Source organism: Microbacterium sp. Marseille-Q6965, from assembly GCF_946151065.1.
In the GTDB taxonomy this organism is placed as follows: domain Bacteria; phylum Actinomycetota; class Actinomycetes; order Actinomycetales; family Microbacteriaceae; genus Microbacterium.
On sequence record NZ_CAMGZA010000004.1, the window covers coordinates 226,623 to 247,339 of the forward strand.

12 protein-coding genes are annotated in these 20,717 nt (G+C 72.9%); all 12 read left to right on the forward strand.

The annotated features are described in order from the left end of the window. Nucleotides 1–72: 72 nt before the first annotated feature. The 12 genes from N8N77_RS11710 (at nucleotide 73) to fusA (ending at nucleotide 20,715) form a co-directional block, all read left to right on the forward strand. The gene (locus N8N77_RS11710; protein ID WP_261167043.1) at nucleotides 73–1,188 is read left to right on the forward strand and encodes a serine/threonine-protein kinase; all 1,116 of its coding nucleotides are present in this window, start codon (nucleotides 73–75) and stop codon (nucleotides 1,186–1,188) included. A gap of 1 nt (nucleotide 1,189) precedes the next feature. After that, nucleotides 1,190–7,180 (forward strand): Ig-like domain-containing protein, encoded by a 5,991-nt coding sequence (locus N8N77_RS11715; protein ID WP_261167044.1) that lies wholly within the window; start codon nucleotides 1,190–1,192, stop codon nucleotides 7,178–7,180. A 37-nt stretch (nucleotides 7,181–7,217) separates the two neighbouring features. Continuing rightward, nucleotides 7,218–8,183 carry a MoxR family ATPase gene (locus tag N8N77_RS11720; RefSeq protein ID WP_261167045.1) on the forward strand — a complete coding sequence of 322 codons (966 nt, stop codon included), beginning with the start codon at nucleotides 7,218–7,220 and terminating at the stop codon, nucleotides 8,181–8,183. Between the two features lie 9 nt (nucleotides 8,184–8,192). Next, a complete protein-coding gene (locus N8N77_RS11725; protein WP_261167046.1) occupies nucleotides 8,193–9,584 on the forward strand; it encodes a DUF58 domain-containing protein in 1,392 nt (463 codons plus the stop codon). After that, the gene (locus N8N77_RS11730; RefSeq protein WP_261167047.1) at nucleotides 9,581–12,061 is read left to right on the forward strand and encodes a transglutaminase domain-containing protein; all 2,481 of its coding nucleotides are present in this window, start codon (nucleotides 9,581–9,583) and stop codon (nucleotides 12,059–12,061) included. The genes N8N77_RS11725 and N8N77_RS11730 overlap by 4 nt, the downstream gene beginning before the upstream one ends. Before the next feature lie 22 nt (nucleotides 12,062–12,083). Next, the gene (locus N8N77_RS11735; protein ID WP_261167048.1) at nucleotides 12,084–13,388 is read left to right on the forward strand and encodes a DUF5684 domain-containing protein; all 1,305 of its coding nucleotides are present in this window, start codon (nucleotides 12,084–12,086) and stop codon (nucleotides 13,386–13,388) included. After that, the gene (locus N8N77_RS11740) at nucleotides 13,385–14,752 is read left to right on the forward strand and encodes a hypothetical protein (protein WP_261167049.1); all 1,368 of its coding nucleotides are present in this window, start codon (nucleotides 13,385–13,387) and stop codon (nucleotides 14,750–14,752) included. Before N8N77_RS11735 ends, N8N77_RS11740 begins: the two co-directional genes overlap by 4 nt. Before the next feature lie 112 nt (nucleotides 14,753–14,864). Next, entirely contained in the window at nucleotides 14,865–16,481 is a 1,617-nt protein-coding gene (locus N8N77_RS11745; RefSeq protein ID WP_261167050.1) for a hypothetical protein, read from the forward strand. A gap of 93 nt (nucleotides 16,482–16,574) precedes the next feature. Continuing rightward, nucleotides 16,575–17,405: an NAD(P)-dependent oxidoreductase gene (locus N8N77_RS11750; protein WP_261167051.1), complete on the forward strand. Its 831-nt coding sequence runs from the start codon at nucleotides 16,575–16,577 to the stop codon at nucleotides 17,403–17,405. Between the two features lie 260 nt (nucleotides 17,406–17,665). Then, a complete protein-coding gene (gene rpsL / locus N8N77_RS11755) occupies nucleotides 17,666–18,034 on the forward strand; it encodes a 30S ribosomal protein S12 (RefSeq protein ID WP_067024840.1) in 369 nt (122 codons plus the stop codon). A 5-nt stretch (nucleotides 18,035–18,039) separates the two neighbouring features. Further along, a complete protein-coding gene (gene rpsG / locus N8N77_RS11760) occupies nucleotides 18,040–18,510 on the forward strand; it encodes a 30S ribosomal protein S7 (RefSeq protein ID WP_261167052.1) in 471 nt (156 codons plus the stop codon). 90 nt (nucleotides 18,511–18,600) lie between these two features. Then, nucleotides 18,601–20,715 (forward strand): elongation factor G, encoded by a 2,115-nt coding sequence (fusA, locus tag N8N77_RS11765; protein WP_261167053.1) that lies wholly within the window; start codon nucleotides 18,601–18,603, stop codon nucleotides 20,713–20,715. Nucleotides 20,716–20,717 lie beyond the last annotated feature (2 nt).

Below are 20,717 nucleotides of genomic sequence, written 5' to 3' on the forward strand. Positions count from 1 at the left end.
TACGATGGTCGGGCGCTGCCCGCGCCTGTCGGCGGGGGAGCGGATCTCGCACGCCGCCACGGGGGAGGACGATTGGCTGAGCGTCTGCCGGCCCAGCCGCCCGTGCTGCCGGGCCTCAACTACGTGCGCCCGCTCGGCTCCGGTGGCTTTGCCGACGTGTACCTCTACGGCCAGGACATGCCGCGCCGCGAGGTCGCCGTGAAGGTGCTGCCCGACTCGCTGCACACCTCCGAGCTGGTGCGCATGTTCAACGCCGAGATCGACGTGCTGGCGCGCCTGGCCACGCACCCCTCCATCGTCACGATCTACGACGCGGGCCTCGCGCCCGACGGGCGGCCCTACATCTCGATGGAGTACTGCCCGGCCTCATACGCGAAGCGCTACAGGCAGGAGCGGATCCCCGTGCCCGAGGTGCTCGAGGTGGCCGTGAAGACGGCCAGCGCGCTGGAGACCGCACACCGCACCGGCGTGATCCACCGCGACATCAAGCCCAGCAACATCCTCGTCACGGCGTTCGGGTCGCCCGTGCTGGCCGACTTCGGCATCTCGGCATCCCTCAACGCGGCGGCGCGGGAGAGCATGGCCCTGTCGGTGCCGTGGTCGGCGCCCGAGGTCGTGCTGGAGCAGAGCAACGGCACGATCGCGAGCGAGGTGTGGGGCCTGGGCGCCACCATCTACTCGCTGCTCGCGGGTCGTAGCCCCTTCGAGCACGCCGAACGCTCCGAGAACTCGCGCGAGCAGCTGACGCGCCGAATCGCGCGCGCGAAGTACGTGCCGATCGGCCGCGACGACCTGCCGGTCGGGCTCGAGGCCGTCCTGCAGCGCGCCATGAGCCGCGAGCCGGGGCGCAGGCAGCCGAGCGCGCTGCAGTTCGCCGAGGAGATCCGCGTGGTGCAGGCGGGCGCGCGCCTTCTGCCGACGCCCATCGAGGTGCGCGTGGACGAGTACCATCCCGCCGCGCCGCTCGACCTGCAGGACGAGGGCGCGCGCTGGGCGCCGCGCCCGACCGTCGCGTACCCGTCCACGCGCAAGTACCAGCCGCGAGCGCCCCAGCACCGCGACGAGGACGACTCCTTCACCGCGCCGCCGCGCCGCCGCCGATCCCTGTGGCCGTGGCTCGTTGCCGGGGGCGTCGCGCTCATGGCCCTGGGAGCCGCCGCGGCGCTGTGGATCGGGACGGTGATCTGACATGCGGCGTGCGCTATGGGGATGGATCACCGCGGGTGTCGTGACGGCGCTCGTCCTGACGCTCGCCGTCGTGTGGCCCGGACTCGACGCGCAGCGCACGCCCGACACGGAACCGGGCGTGTGGGCGCTGCAGACGGGTCAGACCGTGCGCTATGCGCGCGTCAACACCGAGGTGCGCGAGCTCGACACCGTGCGGGCGGTCTCCAACCCGTCGGGCATCGTCCAGACCGAGCGCGGCGCCTTCCTCTTCGCGGAGAGCGACTCGCGCCTGCTCGAGATCGACACGGCCATGCCGGTCGACTTCGACGACGAGGCGCAGGCCGCCGCCGAGCGCACGCCGGGCGGCACGGTCGACGTGGCGACGGCGGGGGACTACGCGGCGTATCTCACCGACACGGGCACCGTTTTCGCGGGCGTGCTCGGCGAGGCGACGGTGCTCGTCGAGCCGCACCCGGCCGACGAGGAGGCCGAGGAGTCCGAGGAGGACGGACGCTCGACGCCGTCGTGGACGGCCGACGCGATCACGATCGACGACCGCGGCGTGCTGTACGCCTACTCCGCCGACGACTCCCTCGTCACGCGATACGACGTCAGCGCGCGCCGCCTGCTCGGAGAGGACTCCGCGCCCAGCGGCCTCAGCAGCGAGGGGCTGCAGCTCACGGCCGTGGCCGGCACGTGGTTCCTCGTCGACGCGACGAGCGGCGACGTCTGGCGTCGCGGTCAGGGCGACCCCTTCCAGCCCGGCCTCGGTGGGGTCGTGGCAGCGGGCACGGCGGCCTCCGAGGGCGACGCGGCGTACGTCGCCGACGACCTCGGGCTCGTCGAGCTCCCGACGGGCGGCGAGCCGCGGCGCGTGTTCGACGCACCGGGCGGCGCCCCCGCCGCGCCGCGCGTCTTCAACGGCGACGTCTACGCGGCATGGCTCGACATCGCCGGCGGCACGATGTGGCGCATGCCGGCGTCTGGCGACCGCGACGGCACGCAGATCGCGCTGGACTACGCCGGCCGGGAGCTGCCCGAGGAGCGCGCACCCGTGTTCACGTCGTCGGGCTCGCGCATGATCCTCAACGAGACGCGCTCCGGCTGGGTGTGGACCATGCCCGACGGCGCGCTCGTGCCCTCGAGCCAGGAGTGGGAGCCGGAGGACGAGCTCGAGGAGGAGACGGTCCAGTCGCAGGAGCAGGCGGAGGTCGTCACCGACCCGCGCCCGCCGGTGGCGGAGGACGACGCCTTCGGCGTGCGGCCCGGCACGCTCGTGAGCCTGCCGGTGCTGTTGAACGACCACGATCCGAACCAGGACGTGCTCACGGTCATGGAGGGATCCGTCTCCGGCCTGCCGGAGGAGTTCGGACGGCTGTCGGTGACGGATGACGGCGGCCGGATCGCCGTGGACGTGGCGCCCGACGCGACCGGCTCGGCGACCTTCCAGTATCAGGTCGTCGACGGCACGCAGGAGGGCGGTCGGGCCTCGGAGACCGCGACCGTGACGCTCACGGTGGCTGAGGGCAACGGCGCTCCGGTCTGGTGCGGCGTCGCCGGGTGCCTGGCCGAGTGGCCCAGCCCCGAGGTCGCGCCGGGCGGCACGGTGACGGTACCCGTGCTGGACGGCTGGGTCGACCCCGAGGGCGACCCCGTGATCCTGCTCGATGTCGCGAATCCCTCCGGCGAGGGGGCCGCCTCCGTGACGCCCCGCGGCGAGGTCGTGTACCAGCACAGCAATTCGTCGGCGGGATCGACCACCGTCGAGCTCCACGTCACCGTGGCCGACACGCGTGGCGCGCAGACGACGCGCTCGCTCGCGGTCAAGGTCGACCCCAATCCGCAGCTGCGCGCGGAATCGTTCGCCGTGCTCGACTCGGTGGGGACGATCTCCGTCGATGTCGAGCCGCACGTCACGGGCACGGCCGGGCGGCTCGCGGTCGAGTCGGTTCGCGTGCTCGACAACGCCGACGCGACGGCCTCGCCCTCCGCGTTCGGCACGGGCTTCGACTTCACGGCGGAGGAGGACGGGGTCTACCTCGTCCGCTACACGGTGACCGACGGCGCGAGCTCGGCCGAGGCGACGGCGCGGATCACGCTGCTGCCCGAGGACGCGCCCGCGCAGCTCGCCGCGGCCCCCGTCACCGCCTTCGTGCACCAGGGCGCCGACATCACGCTCGACGTGATGCCCGCCATCAGCAACCCCACGCGCCGCGTGCTCATGCTCAGCGAGCCGCAGGTGGCGCCCGCCGACGGCGCCACGCTGCAGGTCGACGTGGTCGGGCAGAGCGCGCTGCGCATCACCGGCACCACCGCCGACGGCGAGGCGGGGCTGCTGGGCACGGTGCGCTACACCGTCAGCGACGGCACGCTCGACGACGGCGCACAGGTGACCGGCGAGGCCAGCGTGTTCCTGCTGCCACCGGCCACCGATCTCTCGCCGATCGCCGTGGACGACTCGGTCGTGGTGCGAGCGGGGGCGCAGATCGACATCCCGGTGCTCGACAACGACGTGGCCCCGTCGGGCCGCTCGCTCATGCTCGACCCGTCCGCCGTCCAATCGTCCACCGACAAGGCGCTCGCCTTCGCGTCCGGCTCCGTCATCCGCTACCTCGCGCCGGAGGAGGCCGGTGACTACCGCGTGGACTACTCGGTCTACGCCGCCGGAGCGCCCTCGCTCGCCGACTCGTCCGCCGTGACGATCCGTGTCGTGGGTGACGAGGAGAATCGGGCGCCGCAGCCGCACCGCCTGGACGGGCGCGTGCTCGCGGGGCAGAGCGTGGAGATCCCGCTGCAGCGTTTCGGTGCCGATCCCGACGGCGACACCGTGGAGCTCGACCGCATCCTCACCCAGCCCGACGTCGGTTCGGCGTCGATCTCAGCGGACGGCGAGTCGATCGTCTACTCGAGCGCCCCGGGATCGTTCGGGCAGGTCTCGTTCACCTATCAGGTCGTCGACGGGCAGGGGCTGCCGGGCACCGGTCGCGTCCGCGTGGGCGTGATGGCCGCCGAGGCCGACCCGCGCCCCGTGCTCTACACCGACTATGTGCAGGTGCAGGGGGCCGAGGATGCCGAGGTGACGGTGACGCCGCTCGCCAACGACATCGACCCGCTCGGCGGCGAGCTGAGCCTCGAGAACGTCGTGCCCGATGTGCCCGCCACCCTCGCCGACGGCACGGAGAACCCGCGCTACGTCGAGCTCACCGACCGGCTGACCGTGGAGGGCGACACGCTCCGCGTGCGACCGGGAGCCGAGTTCGGCACGATCTCCTACCTGTACGACGTGGAGACCTCCGGCGGCAACTCGGCGCGTGGCCGGATCGTCGTGTATGTCACCCGCGAGCGCGTGCCGGACTACCCGATCGTGAGCGACACCCGCCTCACGCTGGAGACGCGGGACCGGTTCGAGGACGGCGTCGACGTGGTCGACGGGTCGGTCGCGTGGAGCGGTGGATCGGTCGACGACCTCGAGCTCGGCCTGTGGGGCGAGCAGGAGGGCGTCGAGGTCTCGGGGAACCGCATCTCCGGCGAGCTGACGCCGGAGGCGCGCGTCGTCCCGTTCCAGCTGGCCGGCGTCAGCACGAGCGGGGACGAGGTGGCCGGGTACGCGTTCCTGCGCGTGCCGGGGGACCGGGCCGCGCTCGCGGAGAAGGCCGACGCTCCGCCCATCGAGGTGCAGGAGAGCGAATCGGTCGAGTTCGACATGCGCGACCGCGTGGCGGCGCCGCGCGGACGCACGCTCGAGGTCGGCGACGAGGTGGCGGCAAGCGGCGCGCGCAGCGCCGCGACCTGCACGGTCCGAGGATCGGTCGTCACGTATGCGGCTGGCGACGGCGCGCCGTGGAGCGACGCCTGCGCCGTGCCGGTGCGCCTCGACGGCGACGAGGCGTGGACGGTGCTCTCGGTCGGCATCCGGGTCATCCCGAACGCGCCGCAGCCCGACCTGCAGGCCGCCGCGGTGACGGTCTCGCCGGGCGACACGAAGACGTTCGACCTCCAGCAGATGGTCACGTGGCCGGGCGGCCGCGTGGGCGACCCCGTGCGTTTCGGCTTCGAGTTCGGGGGCTCGGCGCTGCGCGCCACCGCCTCGGGCAGCACCGTCACCGTCACGGCCACCGACAGCGCGCGCCCCGGCACGCAGGAGCGCGCCACCGTGACGAGCACGAGCCACGAGGATGTCGCGCCCGCATCGCTCACCTTCACGGTGGGCGAGGCGCCGTCGCAGCTGCCGCGCGGCGGCACGGCCGAGCAGCTGTGCCGCACGACGCAGGGCGGCTCGTGCGACATCCGCGTGGTCGGCATCGCGGGCGAGACGAACCCGCTCCCTGGCACGCCGCTGCGCCTCGTGTCAGTGCAGGCATCGCAGGCCTGCAGCGGGGTGTCGTTCTCGGTCGCCTCCGACACCCACGTGCGGGCCTCGTGGGCTTCGGGCACGCCGGGAGCGACCTGCCGGGCGCGCTTCGCGGTCGAGGACGCGCAGGGGCGCGTCTCGGGCGGCGAGGCGATGGGCACGGTGCTGCTCGACCTGCACGGCCTGCCCAACGCCCCCGGCGGCGTGCGACAGGTCGGCTACGGCGACGGCGAGGTCATGCTGCGCGTCGACCCGGGCACTTCCCGCGCCGCGTACCCCGCGCTGCAGGGCTTCCGCGTGACGTGGAACGGCCAGGAGGTGGCCAGCTGCTCGGCCGACGGGGCGTGCCCCGTCATCAGCGCCCCCAACGGCGAGCGGCGCGATTACGTGGTGCGCGCCGTCAACTCCACGGGCGAGTCCGAGGGCTCCGTCCAGACCACGGCATGGGCGTTCCGCGCGCCGGCGGCGCCGCGCGACGCGCGATGGACGCCGACGGTGACGCGCGGCGAGGGCAATCTCGTCGACATCGAGGTGGAGATCACCGAGCCACAGCAGACGGGCGCGATCGACATCTGGAGCGCCGCGACCAACCAGACGACGACCGTGGAGGTGAACGGCCGCTCCCGCGTGCAGGTGCGGGGCTACAACGTCGGATCGAACAACCTCACCGACGTCACCATCACGCCGATCTCGATCCACGAGATCCCCGCGGGGCTGGCGGGCGTGAAGACGGGCGAGTCGATCACGCGCCAGATGCACGGCGTGGGGGCGCCCCAGGGCCTGGGCGTGCAGGCCAGCGCGACGAACGTGGGCGACGGCAGGTCGCGGATCGATGCCACCGCCTCGGCGGGATCGGGCAGCTCCGCCCCGGGGGTGAGCGTGGAGTACGGCTTCGTGCTCGACAACGGCTGGTGCAGCCCGCGTTCGTCCAGCCCGACCGCGTCGTTCACGGAGGACGACGGCCGGGAGTACCGCATTCAGGCGTGCGCGCGCACCGTCTACCAGGGCCAGGAGTACGGCTCGGCGTGGGCCGAGACGTTCGTGCGGGCGATCCCGGTCATGAACCCTCCCGAGGGGGCGACGTTCCGGGTGCGCGAGCGCCCATTTATCGAGGGCAACCAGGCGCAATGGCGCATTGTGCAGGTGACTCCCCCCTCGCGGCGGAACGCACCTAATGGGGCCGAACTCATGCCTGAGCAGGTGCCGCAGGGAAGCACCGTCTATGGGCGCCCCCCGGAGATTGCCTTCTGGTGGCAGCACGAACAGTGGCCGGAGGTGCAATCGGCACCGGCGTATGCCGATCCGGAAACCGCGCCGTACCAGTTGAGGGCGAGCGTTAACATCGAATCTTCGTGCGTCGGTGGCGGTGCCCCTCCGAAGGCCGTCCTAGGTGAACACGATCAGCTGCAGCTCCCGGACGGCACAAGGATGTCGCCGACTATCACGGAGCTGGATCGAACCTATTACGCCGGGTGGTTCCCGGTCGCTGCCGAAGCCGATGGCTCCGTGCCGACGGAAGCCGACCGGGTGGTTGTGCGTTCGAGAGTCAGCTGGGGCGGGGCTTATGGCCTCGAAGACGCCACGCTCGAGGTCAGTGGGAAGTGTGAGCCCGCGCGCGAACCAGCTCCAAGCGACCCGACGGATCCGCCCGCCGAGGGATGACGAAACCCGTGAGCAACCCCCGAGAAGAAGGACACGCATGACGATCACGCAGGAGCAGGCGACCTGGTTCGCCCAGACGTTCGCGCAGCTCGCCGACAACGTCGAGCGGTCCGTGCTGGGCAAGCGCCACGTCGTGGAGCTGGTGCTCACGGCGATGCTGAGCGACGGTCACGTGCTGCTGGAGGACGTGCCCGGCACGGGTAAGACCTCGCTCGCGCGGGCGCTCGCGCAGACGGTGAGCGGCACGAACACGCGCATCCAGTTCACGCCCGACCTGCTGCCGGGCGACATCACGGGCATGACGGTGTACGACCAGAAGACCGGGGAGTTCGACTTCCACCCCGGCCCGATCTTCGCCAACATCGTGCTCGCCGACGAGATCAACCGCGCCTCGCCGAAGACGCAGTCGGCCCTGCTCGAGGTGATGGAAGAGGGCAAGGTCACCGTCGACGGCATCACGCGCCCCGTGGGCGAGCCGTTCCTCGTCATCGCCACGCAGAACCCCGTCGAACAGGCGGGCACCTATCGCCTGCCCGAGGCGCAGCTCGATCGCTTCCTCATGAAGACGTCGCTCGGCTACCCCGACCACGCCGCCACGGTGCGCATCATCGGCGGCGCCGCCACCGCCACCTCCGACCTCGCGGCGATCATCGCGCCGCAGGCGATGGTGGGCATGGCGGCCCTAGCCCGGACCGTGTACGTCGACGCGCTGGTGCTCGACTACATCGCGCGCGTGGTCGAGGCCACGCGCACGGCCGAGCAGGTGCGCCTGGGCGTCAGCATCCGCGGCGCCCTCGCGCTGACGCGGGCCGCCCGCACCCGCGCCGCCTCGCAGGGTCGCACCTACGCGGTGCCCGACGACGTGAAGGCGCTGGCGGGCCCCGTCCTCGCCCACCGCCTCATCCTGCAGCCCGAGGCCGAGTTCGACGGCGTCACGGCGGATGCCGTGGTGGGCCAGGTGCTGCTCTCGGTGGCGCCCCCGGTGGACCAGCCCGCGGCCTGATCCCCGTCCATGGCACAGACCCGCAGCCGCACCCGCGCCCCCTCGTCGGCCACCCGCACGTCGACGAGCTGGGGCCGCACGCGCACGCGCACCATCGGCCGCACCACCGCGACGACGAGGCGGCGCTCGCACGTCATCGTCACCGCCGTCTCGTGGTCGGCCGTCGGGGCCCGCCGCGCGGGGGAGGCGCTGCGCACGGCGCGGGACTGGTGCCTCGAGGTCATCACGCCGGCCGGGTGGCTCGTCGTCGTCGCCGCGCTCGCGGGCACGATCATCGGCTGGGCGCTGGGCTGGGTGGAGTGGCTCGTGGCGGGACTGGCCGCCGTCGTCCTCATCGCCGTGACGGTGCCGTTCCTGTTCGGCAACCGGGCGCACGACGTGAGCGTGAAGGTCGACCGTGACCGCGTCGTGGCCGGGGGGTCGGCGTCCGCCGAGGTCATCGTGCGCAACTCGGGGGCGCGCCCGACCCTGCCCGGGCGCATCGAGCTTCCGGTGGGCGACGGGCTTATCGAGGTGGACGTGCCGTTCCTGCGCGCCGGTCACGAGTCGGCGCGCACGCTCGAGATCCCCACGCCGCGGCGCGGCATCATCCAGATCGGGCCCGCCGTCGAGGTGCGCTCCGACCCCGTCGGGCTCTTCCGCCGCGAGCGGGCATGGGACGACCGTCACGAGCTGTACGTGCACCCGCGCATCGAGACGGTGCCGACGACGAGCGCCGGTCTCATCCGCGACCTCGAGGGACAGCCGTCGCGACGCATCGTCAATTCCGACATCTCCTTCCACGCCATCCGGGAGTACGTGCCCGGCGACAGCCGCCGCCACGTCCACTGGAAATCGACCGCGAAGACCGGTCGCCTCATGGTGCGGCAGTACGAGGAGACGCTGCGCTCGCGCACCGCCGTGATCCTCAGCGTCGACCCGGCCGACTACCTCGACGCCGACGAGTTCGAGCTGGCCGTGAGCGCGGCCGCGTCGCTGGGCGTGCGGGTGCTCCATGACGGGCGCGACCTCGAGGTCGTCACCGGCGTCGAGCTGCCCCCCGTCGTGCCGCGCGGCATGACGCTGATCGAACGGATCCCCTCGATCAGCCCTCGGACGATGCTCGACGGGTTCTCGGGTGTCGACGTGCGTCCACGCGCGACGCCGATCGAACAGATCGGGGACGTCGTGGCGGAGGACGACGAGGCGGTCTCCCTCGCGTTCCTCGTCGTCGGTTCCGTCATGCCGCTGCGCCGCCTGCAGCGTGCGGCGCTGGCGTTCCCGGCCGACACGGCCGTCATCGCGGTGCTGTGCGACGAGCACGCTCGACCGCGCGTGCAGGCGGTGACGGGACTGACCACGGTCACGATCGCCGCGATCCAGGACCTCGGCGGGCTCCTCGTCAAGGGGGGACAGTCGTGAGCGCGACACCCGGGGCGCCGCAGGCAGCCGGATCGGTCGCCTGGGGAGGCGCCGACGGATCCGTCGGCACGCGCCTGCGCGAGCTCGCCTCGGTTGAGGGCCTCGTGGCGCTCGGCTGGCTCGCCGCCATGGCGGCCCTGGCCGGCTTCGCCGCGTGGCCGATCTACGAGGGTGCCGGCTTCGTCGCGGTCGTCGCCGTCGGGTTCGTCGTGGCGCTCGCTCTCGCCGTCGCCGCGCGCGCGTGGCGACTGCCCGGCTGGATCACCGCTCTCGCCGCCCTCGGGGCGGTGATCGCGCTCGGTGTGGCCTTCGCGGTGCCCGGCCGCTGGGCCTCGCCCTCGCCGTTCCCCGGCGTGCTCACCGACGCGCTGCAGGGCGCGGTGTTGGGCTGGAAGGATCTGCTCACCGTCGAGCTGCCCGTCGCCGAGTACCGCAACCTGCTGATGCCCGCGGTCGTCGTCTTCGTCGTCGGCCCCCTCGTGTCGGCGCTCGCCGCCCTCGCGGGCCGCGCCGGGCTCGCCGTGGCGGGCGCGGTGGCCACGGCGTCGTTCGGCCTGCTGCTGGGCCACACGGTCGCCAGCGCGCCGCTGGCGATCGGCACGATCCAGGTGCCCGCGCCCCGCGAGCTCACGCTGGGACTGCTGGCCCTGCTGCTGTCGGTGGCGTGGCTGTCGTGGCGTGCCCGCAACGCCCGCCGTCGCGCGCTGTCGCAGGCCGCGGAGCGCAGCGGGGTGCGGCTGCGCCGTCGTTCCCCCTGGAGCGTGGCCCGGCGCATCGCGGTCACCACCGCCCTCGTGGGCGTCGCCGTCGCGGCCGCCGGAATGGCCGCACCGGCGGCGGTCGAGAGCCGCGAGCGGCTCGTGCCGCGCGCCGCGACCGGTCCCGAGCTGGCCATCCGCGAGGCGGTCAGCCCCCTGTCGGAGTACCGTGCCGCGTTCGCCGACGACGCGTACGAGGAGGAGCTATTCCGCGTCAGCGGGGCGTCGCTGCCCGAGCGCATCCGGATCGCCTCCCTCACCGCGTACGACGGTGAGACCTACCGCGCGCTGGACCCCGCGTCGGATGCGGCCGACCAGCTCTTCGTGCGCGTGCCCTCGTGGGGTGGCGCGGGTGGCGAGAGCGCCCGCATCGAGATCGGTGCGCTCGACGGCATCTGGCTCCCCACGTTCGGCGAGGTGTCGCGCATCGAGTTCTCCGGCGAGCGCGCGTCCACCCTGGCCGACGGCCTGTACTACAGCGATGACTCCGCCGGCGCGGTGCAGACCGCGGGCGTGGAGCCGGGCACGGCGTACACCGTCGTCGCGCAGGAGTCCTGGGCCACCCTGGCCGAGCTGACCTCCCCCCAGCGCAGCCCGGGCGTGCCGATCCCCGACTCGGTCGCGACGTGGATCGAGCGCAACGACATCACCCCCGACGGCGCGGGCCTCGAGAACGCCGTGAGCCTGCTGCGCGAGCGTGGCTACCTCAGCCACGCCCTGCGGCTGGACGCCGAGGCGGACGAGCCGAGGTGGATGGCCGACCTCGGCGACGAGTACCGCTTCCGCCCGAGCGAATCCGGCCACTCGCTCGCCCGCATCGACCAGCTCTTCAGCGACCTCATCGAGGCGGAGTCCACGCTGCGCGAGTCGACGGCCGCGGCCGTGGGCGACGACGAGCAGTTCGCCGTGGCCGCCTCGCTCGTCGCGCAGCAGCTCGGCTACCCCACGCGCGTCGTCGTCGGCGCGCGTCTGGAGGCCGAGGAGGGCCTGCCGGCGTGCGAGGACGGCGTCTGCCGGGGCTCCGACCTCGCGGTGTGGCTCGAGGTGCAGGGGGCGTCCGGGCAGTGGGCGGCGATCGACGCCACGCCCCAGTGGGAGGAGCAGCTCGACATCGAGGAACAGCAGCTGCAGGACCCGAAGGTCCCGACCCAGGTGCGTCCGGATGATGCGAGCGAGATCCAGCCGCCCGATCCGCTGCAGCAGCGCGCGCAGGACAGCGACGATCAGGGCGAGGACGCGAGCGACGAGCTGCTCTGGGCGGTGGCGCGCGGCGTCGGCATCGGCCTGCTCGCGGCGCTGCTGGCGCTCGGCCCGTTCCTCGTCGTCATCGTTGCGAAGGCCGTACGCCGTTCCGCACGGCGCGGCGCGGCGGCGCCCGTGCAACGCATCGAGGGTGGCTGGGAGGAGTACGTCGACGCCGCGGTGGATCACGGGCTTCCCGGCCCCGGTACCCGCACGCGTGCCGAGCTGGCCGAGCTGTACGCGACGCCGAACGGTGCCGCCCTCGCCGCCGTCGCCGACCGCGCCGTCTTCTCACGCGGCGGCGTCGGGCCCGACGAGGCCGAGCGGTTCTGGCAGATCGTCCAGGAGGAGCGCAAGGCGCTCGGGGCCGACCGGTCGTGGTGGGCGCGGCTCGTCGCCGCGGTGTCGCTGCGTTCGTTCCTGGGGGGAACGGGCAGTTCTCCCCGTGGCGCCGCCGGCGGCGGCGACGTAGCGTGAGCCGGGGGTACGGGAGGTCGGAATGGGCGACGTCACGACGTGGGTCATCGCGGCGGTCCCGCTCGCGCTGATCGCCCTGGTCTGGATCTGTGCGGCGCTCGCGCAGCTGTTCGAGAAGTCGGGCGAGGCGGGCTGGCAGGCCTGGGTGCCCGTGCGAAGCGCCGTCGTCTTCCTCAGACTGGGCGGCTTCCGCGGCTGGTGGCTGCTGCTGGCCCTCGTGCCCGTGCTCGGCTGGCTCGCGCTGGCCGTGCTGGCGGCGATCGCCGCGCACCGCATCGGACGCGTGCTCGGCTACGGCGCGGGAATGACCGTCGTCGCCGTGCTCCTGCCCCCGGTCTGGGTGAGCATCGCCGGCTGGGGCTCGGCCCGCTACGTCGGGACGGAGCACCCCGCGGTGCGTCGCCTGCGTGATCGCATCGCCGCTCGCCGTCGCGTCGCCGCCGAGCCGGAGGGCCCGTGGCCGTTCGGCGAGCCACGCCCCGCGATGCCCTCGGCCGCGCGCCGCCCGACGCACTCCGCCCCGCACCTCCCCGCGCCGACGACTCCCGGCGCCGACGCTCCCCGCGGCAGTGCAGCGACCCGCCCTCGCCGCCCCGGCGCCGTACGGCGCCGTCCCTCCGGTCCCGTGGCCCGGCCGGCACCCCGCCGTGACGCCGGCCGCGGCCGCCCTCCCGACGCCGATGTGCTGCCCCAGGACGTCGTGCGCCCGGCGATGCTCGCGGCGCCCGGCGACGCGCGGGTCCCCGAGTCCATCCGCGCCCGCCTCGAGGCGCGCACCCCTCCGGCGCTCTCGACCGCGAGTGCCCGCGCCCCGCTCCCGCCCCGCGAGACCGCGCCGCCCGCGGCCCCGCCCCGGCCCGAGGCGGTCGCTCCGGCGCTGGCCACACCGACCCTCATCGCCCTGCCGCCGCGCCCCCCGCTTCCCGGGGCCCCGGCGTCGCGGGACCAGACGCTCACCGTCGACGCGATGCTGCATGCGGACACCACGGATCGGGGCGTGCGGTTCCGCCTCGTCCTGGACGGCGGCGAGACGATCGAGCTGACCCGCAGCGTCGTGATCGTAGGGCGCAACCCGTCGTCCGACCCGGAGTACCCTGAGGCGCAGCTCGTGCGCCTGCACGACGGCTCGCGCACGCTGTCGAAGACCCACGCGCGCATCGAGCGACGTGAGGATGGATGGATCGTGGTGGACCTCGGATCGACGAACGGCGTGTTCGTGTTCGACATCGACGGCAGCGAGTACGACACGACCCCCGGCGCGCCCGCCCGGGTGCCCGAGCGGCTGCTGCTCGGCAATGTCGAGGTGCGCGTGGCGGGGGCGGCATGACGGGGCGCGAGGAGCGGTCCGCCGAGGACGGGCTCGGTCGGGACGAGCAGACGCGACTCGTGCGTCGCAGCGGCGCGGGCGAGGACGCGCCGCGGGATGAGGCGACCCGCGCAGTGCGACGCGGGAGGCGCGATGTCCCGGCCCACGACGAGGCGACCCGCGTGGTGGCGCGGCGCGCCGACGGGATCCCGCCGCTGGACGAGGCGACGCGTGTGGTGGCGCGCTCTGCCGCGCCGGCCGATCCGAGCGTCGACGACGAGACCCGCGTGGTGTCGCGGCGCGCCGACGCGGTCCCGCCGCTGGACGAGGCGACGCGCGTGGTGGCGCGCGCGGCCGCCCCGGCGGCGTCGGGTGTGGACGAGGCGACGCGGGTGACGCGTTCTCACGCGCCGGCGAAGGCGACCGTGGACGAGACGACCCGCGTCGTGGCGCGGCGCGCCGACGCGATCCCGCCGCTGGACGAGGCGACGCGGGTCGTGGCGCGCGCGGCCGCCCCGGCGCATTCGGACGTCGATGAGGCGACGCGCGTGGTGACGCGCCGCCCGGACGGCGCCGCTTCGCCCGTGGACGACGCGACCCGGGTGGTGGCGCGGCGCGCCGACGCGATCCCGCCGCTGGACGAGGCGACGCGGGTCGTGGCGCGCGCGGCCGCCGAAGGCACCCGCGCGGCGCGCCGGCGCCGGGCCGAGTCGGCGGGCGAGTTGCACGAGGGCGACGCCACCCCGGCCGGCGACGGGCTCGACGAGTCCACGCGGCTCGTGCGGCGCGACGCGCTCCCCGACACGGCGGGCGGAACGAACGAGGAGACACGTATCGTCCCCGGGCGGTCGGGCGACAGCCCGCTTCCCGACGAGGGCACCCGGATCGTGACAAGGGCCTCGCCGGCCGACGACGCGACGCGCCTGACCCGGCGCCCCGCGCACCGCGACGAGGATGGCGCGCGCGTCGTGCCTCCGCCCCCGCGCCCGGACGGTCCGCGCGTGCCCGACGCTGCGGAGGATGCCCGCCCGCTCGTGCGTCCCGCCGGGACGGGGGAGCAGACGGCGTTCGAGGCGCCGACCACGTGGACCACGACGCGCACGACGACCCGCGTCACGGCCGCGCCCGGATGGGCCCCCGTGCCCGAGCTCGACTTCCGCGACGACGCCGCAGAGGCGCCGCGCCTCATCGAGGACGTGCCGGCCCCGCTGCGCGCCTCCGGATGGGACCGCGAGCCGGTCGCCGTGCGCGACGTCGACGCGGAGGCGCAGCAGCGTGCGGCGCGACGGGCGCGCGGTCGACGCGCCGCCGTGGTGGTCGGCACCATGGCGCTCGTCGTCACCGCTTCGGCATCGGGGCTCGCCGCGCTCATCGCCACCCTCTGATGTCGCGGGGCCCGGCGCGGGCACCCGTCCGGCGTCGGTTACGCTCGGTGCGACTGTGACGTGATCGATGACGGGAGGGCGCATGCCCGCTCCACGCGTGGCGCGAGCTGCGATGACCCTGGCGACGGTGCTCGCCCTCGCCTGGGCGGCCGTCCCCGCCTCCGCCGCCGAGGCCACGCCCGCCCCGGAGCCGTCACTCGCCGCACCGGCGCAGCCGGAGCCCACGGACACCGCGGCCGAGGGCGCGCCGGAGCCTTCCGCGTCGCGCGAGGGAGCCGAGCCGACCACCGACGACGATGCCTCCGCCTCGACGCAGGCGAACGCGCGGCCGTCCGAGGAGAACGGCTCGGGCGCGCCGGCTGGTGCGCCCGAGCCCGCCGAGTCGCCCGTCCCCGCTGCGGAGACCGAGGCGGACGACGCCGAATCGCTGGCGGCGGCGCTGCTCGGCTCAGACCCGGCCGTGCACGCGGTGGTGCCGGACGGCGCCGGCGGCGTCCGCCTGTTCGCGAGCGCCGCGCAGCTCGCGCCGCAGACGCAAGCCATGGTGGAGCGCGCCGGCATGGCGGTGACCGACATCGGCGCACCCCTGGCCGTGCACGCCGCGGACGAGGTCGTGGGTGGTGCCGGCTACGCGCTCGAGCTGAGCGGCGGTGCGCCGGCGGCGTGCTCCGTGGGCTTCACGGGCTGGACGCCCGACGGGCGTGACGCGGTGATCACCGCAGGTCACTGCGCCTCCGGCGCCGCCGGGCAGGCCGCCTCGCTGACCCGCCCCTCGCAGGACCTCGGAGGGACATACGAGCTGTGGCGCCCGCTCGGCACCGTCGGCTTCGCCCAGTTCGGGAGGCCCGGTGACCCTGCGGGCGAGATGGGGGCGCTCGACAGCGTCGACATCGCCGCGATCGACGTCGGCCCGGACGCGGGCCTGACGCTGCTTCCGGCGGTCGCGGACTGGTCGACGGCCGCGAGCGACGACCTGGCGGCCTCCGCCACGCCGATCGCGCGCATCGGGGAGGCGCGAGACGGGCTTGCGGTCACGAAGAGCGGGCGCACGACCGGCGCGACGACCGGCACGGTGTTGGGTGGGCTCGGCTGGGCGCGCGTGGGCGGCACCGTCGTGCACGGCTTCATGACGACGCTGCCGGTCGCCGACGGCGACTCGGGCGGGGCGGTGTACGCCGGCGACACCGCGCTCGGCGTGATCTCGGGCGGCAACAGCCAGGTCACCTGGGTCGCCGACCTCGGCAATGCCCTGCGGCAGACCGGGGGCTACACCCTCCGGCTCGACCTGGCGGAGCCCGTGATCTCGGCGGGGACCGACCTCGGCGCCCTTGCCGCGGGCGCGGTGGTGTCGGGCACGGCACAGCCCGGCGCGACGCTGCGCGTCGAGTTCGCGGAGGCGGTCACGGCCGCCGGCGCGGCGGCGCCCGCCCCGCAGGAGGTCGCCGTCGGCCCCGACGGTTCCTGGAGCTGGACGGCACCGGGGCAGCCCGGCAGCTACACACTCCGGCTCACCGCCGTCGACGGCTACAACGAGTCCGAGGTCGTGGAGGCGCGCATCGCGGTGTACGCCGCGGCGGATGTGGCCGCGCTCGACGCGTGCACACCCGGGGAGGACTGCCTCGCCGCGACCGGTGCCGACGTGGGCGCCCCGCTCGCCGCCGCCGTGGCGCTCCTCGCGCTCGGCATCCCGCTGCTGCGGGTCGGACGCCGGAGCCGAGCCGGCCGCTGACGCCGGGCGGGCCGGCTGCGACGCCATCGCCGCACGTGCAGCCGTTCGTCCCGCCCGTAGGCTGAAGGCGTTGTGACCGACGAAGGGACGAGGATGACCCTGGCAGGAAAGACCATTCTGATGTCGGGCGGGAGTCGCGGCATCGGCCTCGCGATCGCCCTGCGCGCCGCGCGGGACGGTGCCAACGTGGCGCTCCTCGCGAAGACCGACACGCCGCACCCCAAGCTCGAGGGCACGGTGCACAGTGCGGCGGATCGGATCCGCGAGGCGGGCGGTCAGGCCCTGCCGATCGTCGGCGACGTGCGCAACGACGACGACATCGCCGAGGCGGTGCTGATGACGCAGGGCGAGTTCGGCGGGATCGACATCGTCGTGAACAACGCCTCGGTGCTCGACCTCTCGCGCACGCTCGACCTGACGGCCAAGAAGTACGACCTCATGCAGGACGTCAACGTGCGCGGCACCTTCATGCTCTCGCGCGCCGCGTTGCCCATCCTGAGGGAGTCCGAGAACCCGCACATCCTGTCGCTCTCGCCGCCGCTCACGCTCACCCCCAAGTGGCTGGGCGCGCACACCGGCTACACGATCGCGAAGTACGGCATGACGATGGCCACCCTCGGCATCGCGGCGGAGTTCGCGCCGGACGGCGTCGCCGCGAACTGCCTGTGGCCGCGCACCACGATCGCCACCGCCGCGGTGCAGTACGGTCTCGGCGGCGATCGGATGATGGCCGCCAGCCGCACGCCCGAGATCTACGCCGACGCCGCGTACGAGGTGCTCACGCGACCGGCGCGCGAGTGCACCGGCCAGACCCTCATCGTCGAGGAGGTGCTCGAAGCGGCCGGCGTGACCGACTTCTCGCGCTATGCGGCCGTGCCCGGCACCCCCGACGACGCACTGTTCCCCGACATCTTCCTCGACTGACGGGCGCCGGCGCCGGGGACCGCGCCCGTTTGCCCTTATCACGTCAGGGCGCGTAACATAGTGACGTGCGTGTTTCTGCGCGCCCTCGTGTCGTGTCTCGGCACAGACGAGACGGGCGGAGCATCGCACAGGGACCGGGCTGCGAACAGTCCACCCCCACGGCATACCCACCATCACGATTCCTCCGGTCCGCCGGTGTCTCGGTGGGTCTGCGTGAAACTCACGCGCTGTCACCGTGCAGCACTGAACCAGGAGAGAACGTGCCAACCATTCAGCAGTTGGTTCGCAAGGGCCGTAAGCCGAAGGTCACCAAGACCAAGGCTCCCGCCCTGAAGGCGAACCCCCAGCAGGCGGGTGTCTGCACCCGCGTCTACACGACCACGCCCAAGAAGCCGAACTCGGCCATGCGCAAGGTCGCCCGTGTGAAGCTCCGCAACGGCACCGAGGTCACCGCCTACATCCCCGGCGAGGGCCACAACCTGCAGGAGCACTCGCTCGTGCTGGTCCGCGGTGGTCGTGTGAAGGACCTCCCCGGTGTCCGCTACAAGATCGTCCGCGGTGCGCTCGACACCCAGGCCGTCAAGAACCGTCAGCAGGCGCGCAGCCGCTACGGCGCGAAGAAGGGCTGATACCCATGCCTCGTAAGGGACCCGCCCCGAAGCGCCCCGTCGTCAACGACCCGGTCTACGGCGCACCCGTCGTCACGCAGCTCGTGAACAAGATCCTCGTCGACGGCAAGAAGTCGCTCGCCGAGTCGATCGTCTACGGCGCCCTCCGCGGCGTCGAGGCCAAGAGCGGCCAGGACGCCGTCGCCGTGCTCAAGAAGGCGCTCGACAACGTCCGCCCCACCCTCGAGGTCCGCAGCCGCCGCGTCGGCGGCTCGACCTACCAGGTGCCGGTCGAGGTCAAGCCGCACCGCGCGAACACGCTCGCGCTGCGGTGGCTGGTGAGCTACGCCAAGGGTCGTCGTGAGAAGACGATGACCGAGCGTCTCATGAACGAGATCCTCGACGCCTCGAACGGCCTCGGCGCCGCCGTGAAGCGTCGCGAGGACACGCACAAGATGGCCGAGTCGAACAAGGCCTTCGCGCACTACCGCTGGTAACCACCCATTCACGCCGGTTCCGGATGATCGGAACCACGGTCATCCGGAACCGGCTCTCAGATTCACCTGCGACAACGTAAGGAAACGCCCGTGGCACAGGAAGTGCTCACCGACCTCAAGAAGGTCCGCAACATCGGCATCATGGCGCACATCGATGCCGGCAAGACGACGACGACCGAGCGCATCCTGTTCTACACGGGTGTCAACCACAAGATCGGCGAGACGCACGATGGTGGCGCGACGACCGACTGGATGGAGCAGGAGCAGGAGCGTGGCATCACGATCACGTCCGCTGCTGTGACGTGCTTCTGGAACAAGAACCAGATCAACATCATCGACACCCCCGGCCACGTGGACTTCACGGTCGAGGTCGAGCGCTCCCTGCGCGTGCTCGACGGCGCCGTCGCGGTCTTCGACGGCAAGGAGGGTGTGGAGCCGCAGTCGGAGACGGTGTGGCGCCAGGCCGACAAGTACAACGTGCCCCGCATCTGCTTCGTCAACAAGATGGACAAGCTGGGCGCCGACTTCTACTTCACGGTCGACACCATCATCAACCGCCTGAAGGCGACGCCGCTCGTGCTGCAGCTGCCGATCGGCGCCGAGAACGACTTCGTAGGCGTCATCGACCTCGTCGAGATGAACGCCAAGGTGTGGCCCGGCGACGCCAAGGGTGACGTGACGATGGGCGCCAAGTACGACGTCACCGAGATCCCGGCCGACCTGGCCGACAAGGCTGCGGAGTACCGCGAGAAGCTGCTCGAGGCGGTCGCCGAGACCGACGAGGCGCTGCTCGAGAAGTACTTCGGCGGTGAGGAGCTCACGATCGACGAGATCAAGGGCGCCATCCGCAAGCTCACGATCGCCGGCGACGCCTACCCGGTGCTCTGCGGCTCGGCGTTCAAGAACCGCGGCGTGCAGCCGATGCTCGACGCGGTCATCGACTACCTCCCCTCGCCCCTCGACGTGCCCGCCATCGAGGCGCACGACCCGAAGGACGAGGAGAAGATCATCGAGCGCCACGCCAGCGCCGACGAGCCGTTCGCGGCCCTCGCGTTCAAGGTCGTGTCGCACCCGTTCTTCGGTCGCCTCACCTACATCCGCGTGTACTCGGGTCACCTCGAGTCGGGTGCTCAGGTGGTGAACTCCACCAAGGGCAAGAAGGAGCGCATCGGGAAGATCTTCCAGATGCACGCCAACAAGGAGAACCCGGTCGACCGCGTCACCGCCGGCCACATCTACGCCGTCATCGGCCTCAAGGACACGACCACGGGCGACACGCTCTCGGACGCCGACAACCAGGTGGTCCTCGAGTCGATGACGTTCCCGGAGCCGGTCATCGAGGTCGCCATCGAGCCGAAGACGAAGGCCGACCAGGAGAAGCTGGGTCTGGCGATCCAGAAGCTCGCGGAGGAGGACCCGACGTTCCGCGTCGAGAACAACCCCGAGACCGGCCAGACCACGGTCAAGGGCATGGGCGAGCTGCACCTCGACATCCTCGTGGACCGCATGAAGCGCGAGTTCAAGGTCGAGGCGAACGTCGGCAAGCCGCGGGTGGCCTACCGCGAGACGATCCGCAAGACCGTCGAGCGCCACGACTACACCCACAAGAAGCAGACGGGTGGCTCGGGTCAGTTCGCCAAGATCCAGTTCAAGCTGGAGCCCCTCGAGGTCACGGCGGACAAGACCTACGAGTTCGTCAACGAGGTCACCGGTGGTCGCATCCCGCGCGAGTACATCGAGCCGACCAACCAGGGCTTCCAGGACGCCATGAACGTCGGCGTGCTCGCCGGCTACCCCATGGTGGGCGTGAAGGCCACCCTGGTCGACGGCGCCTCGCACGACGTCGACTCGTCGGAGATGGCGTTCAAGATCGCCGGTTCGATGGGCTTCAAGGAGGCCGTCCGCAAGGCGAACCCCGTCCTCCTCGAGCCGCTCATGGCGGTCGAGGTGCGTACTCCCGAGGAGTACATGGGCGACGTCATCGGCGACCTGAACTCGCGCCGCGGTCAGGTGCAGTCGATGGAGGACGCTCAGGGCGTCAAGGTCGTCAAGGCCCTCGTCCCGCTGTCGAGCATGTTCGGCTACATCGGCGACCTGCGCTCGAAGACCTCGGGCCGCGCCGTGTACTCGATGGAGTTCGACAGCTACGCCGAGGTCCCGAAGGCCGTGGCCGACGAGATCATCCAGAAGGGCAAGGGCGAGTAATC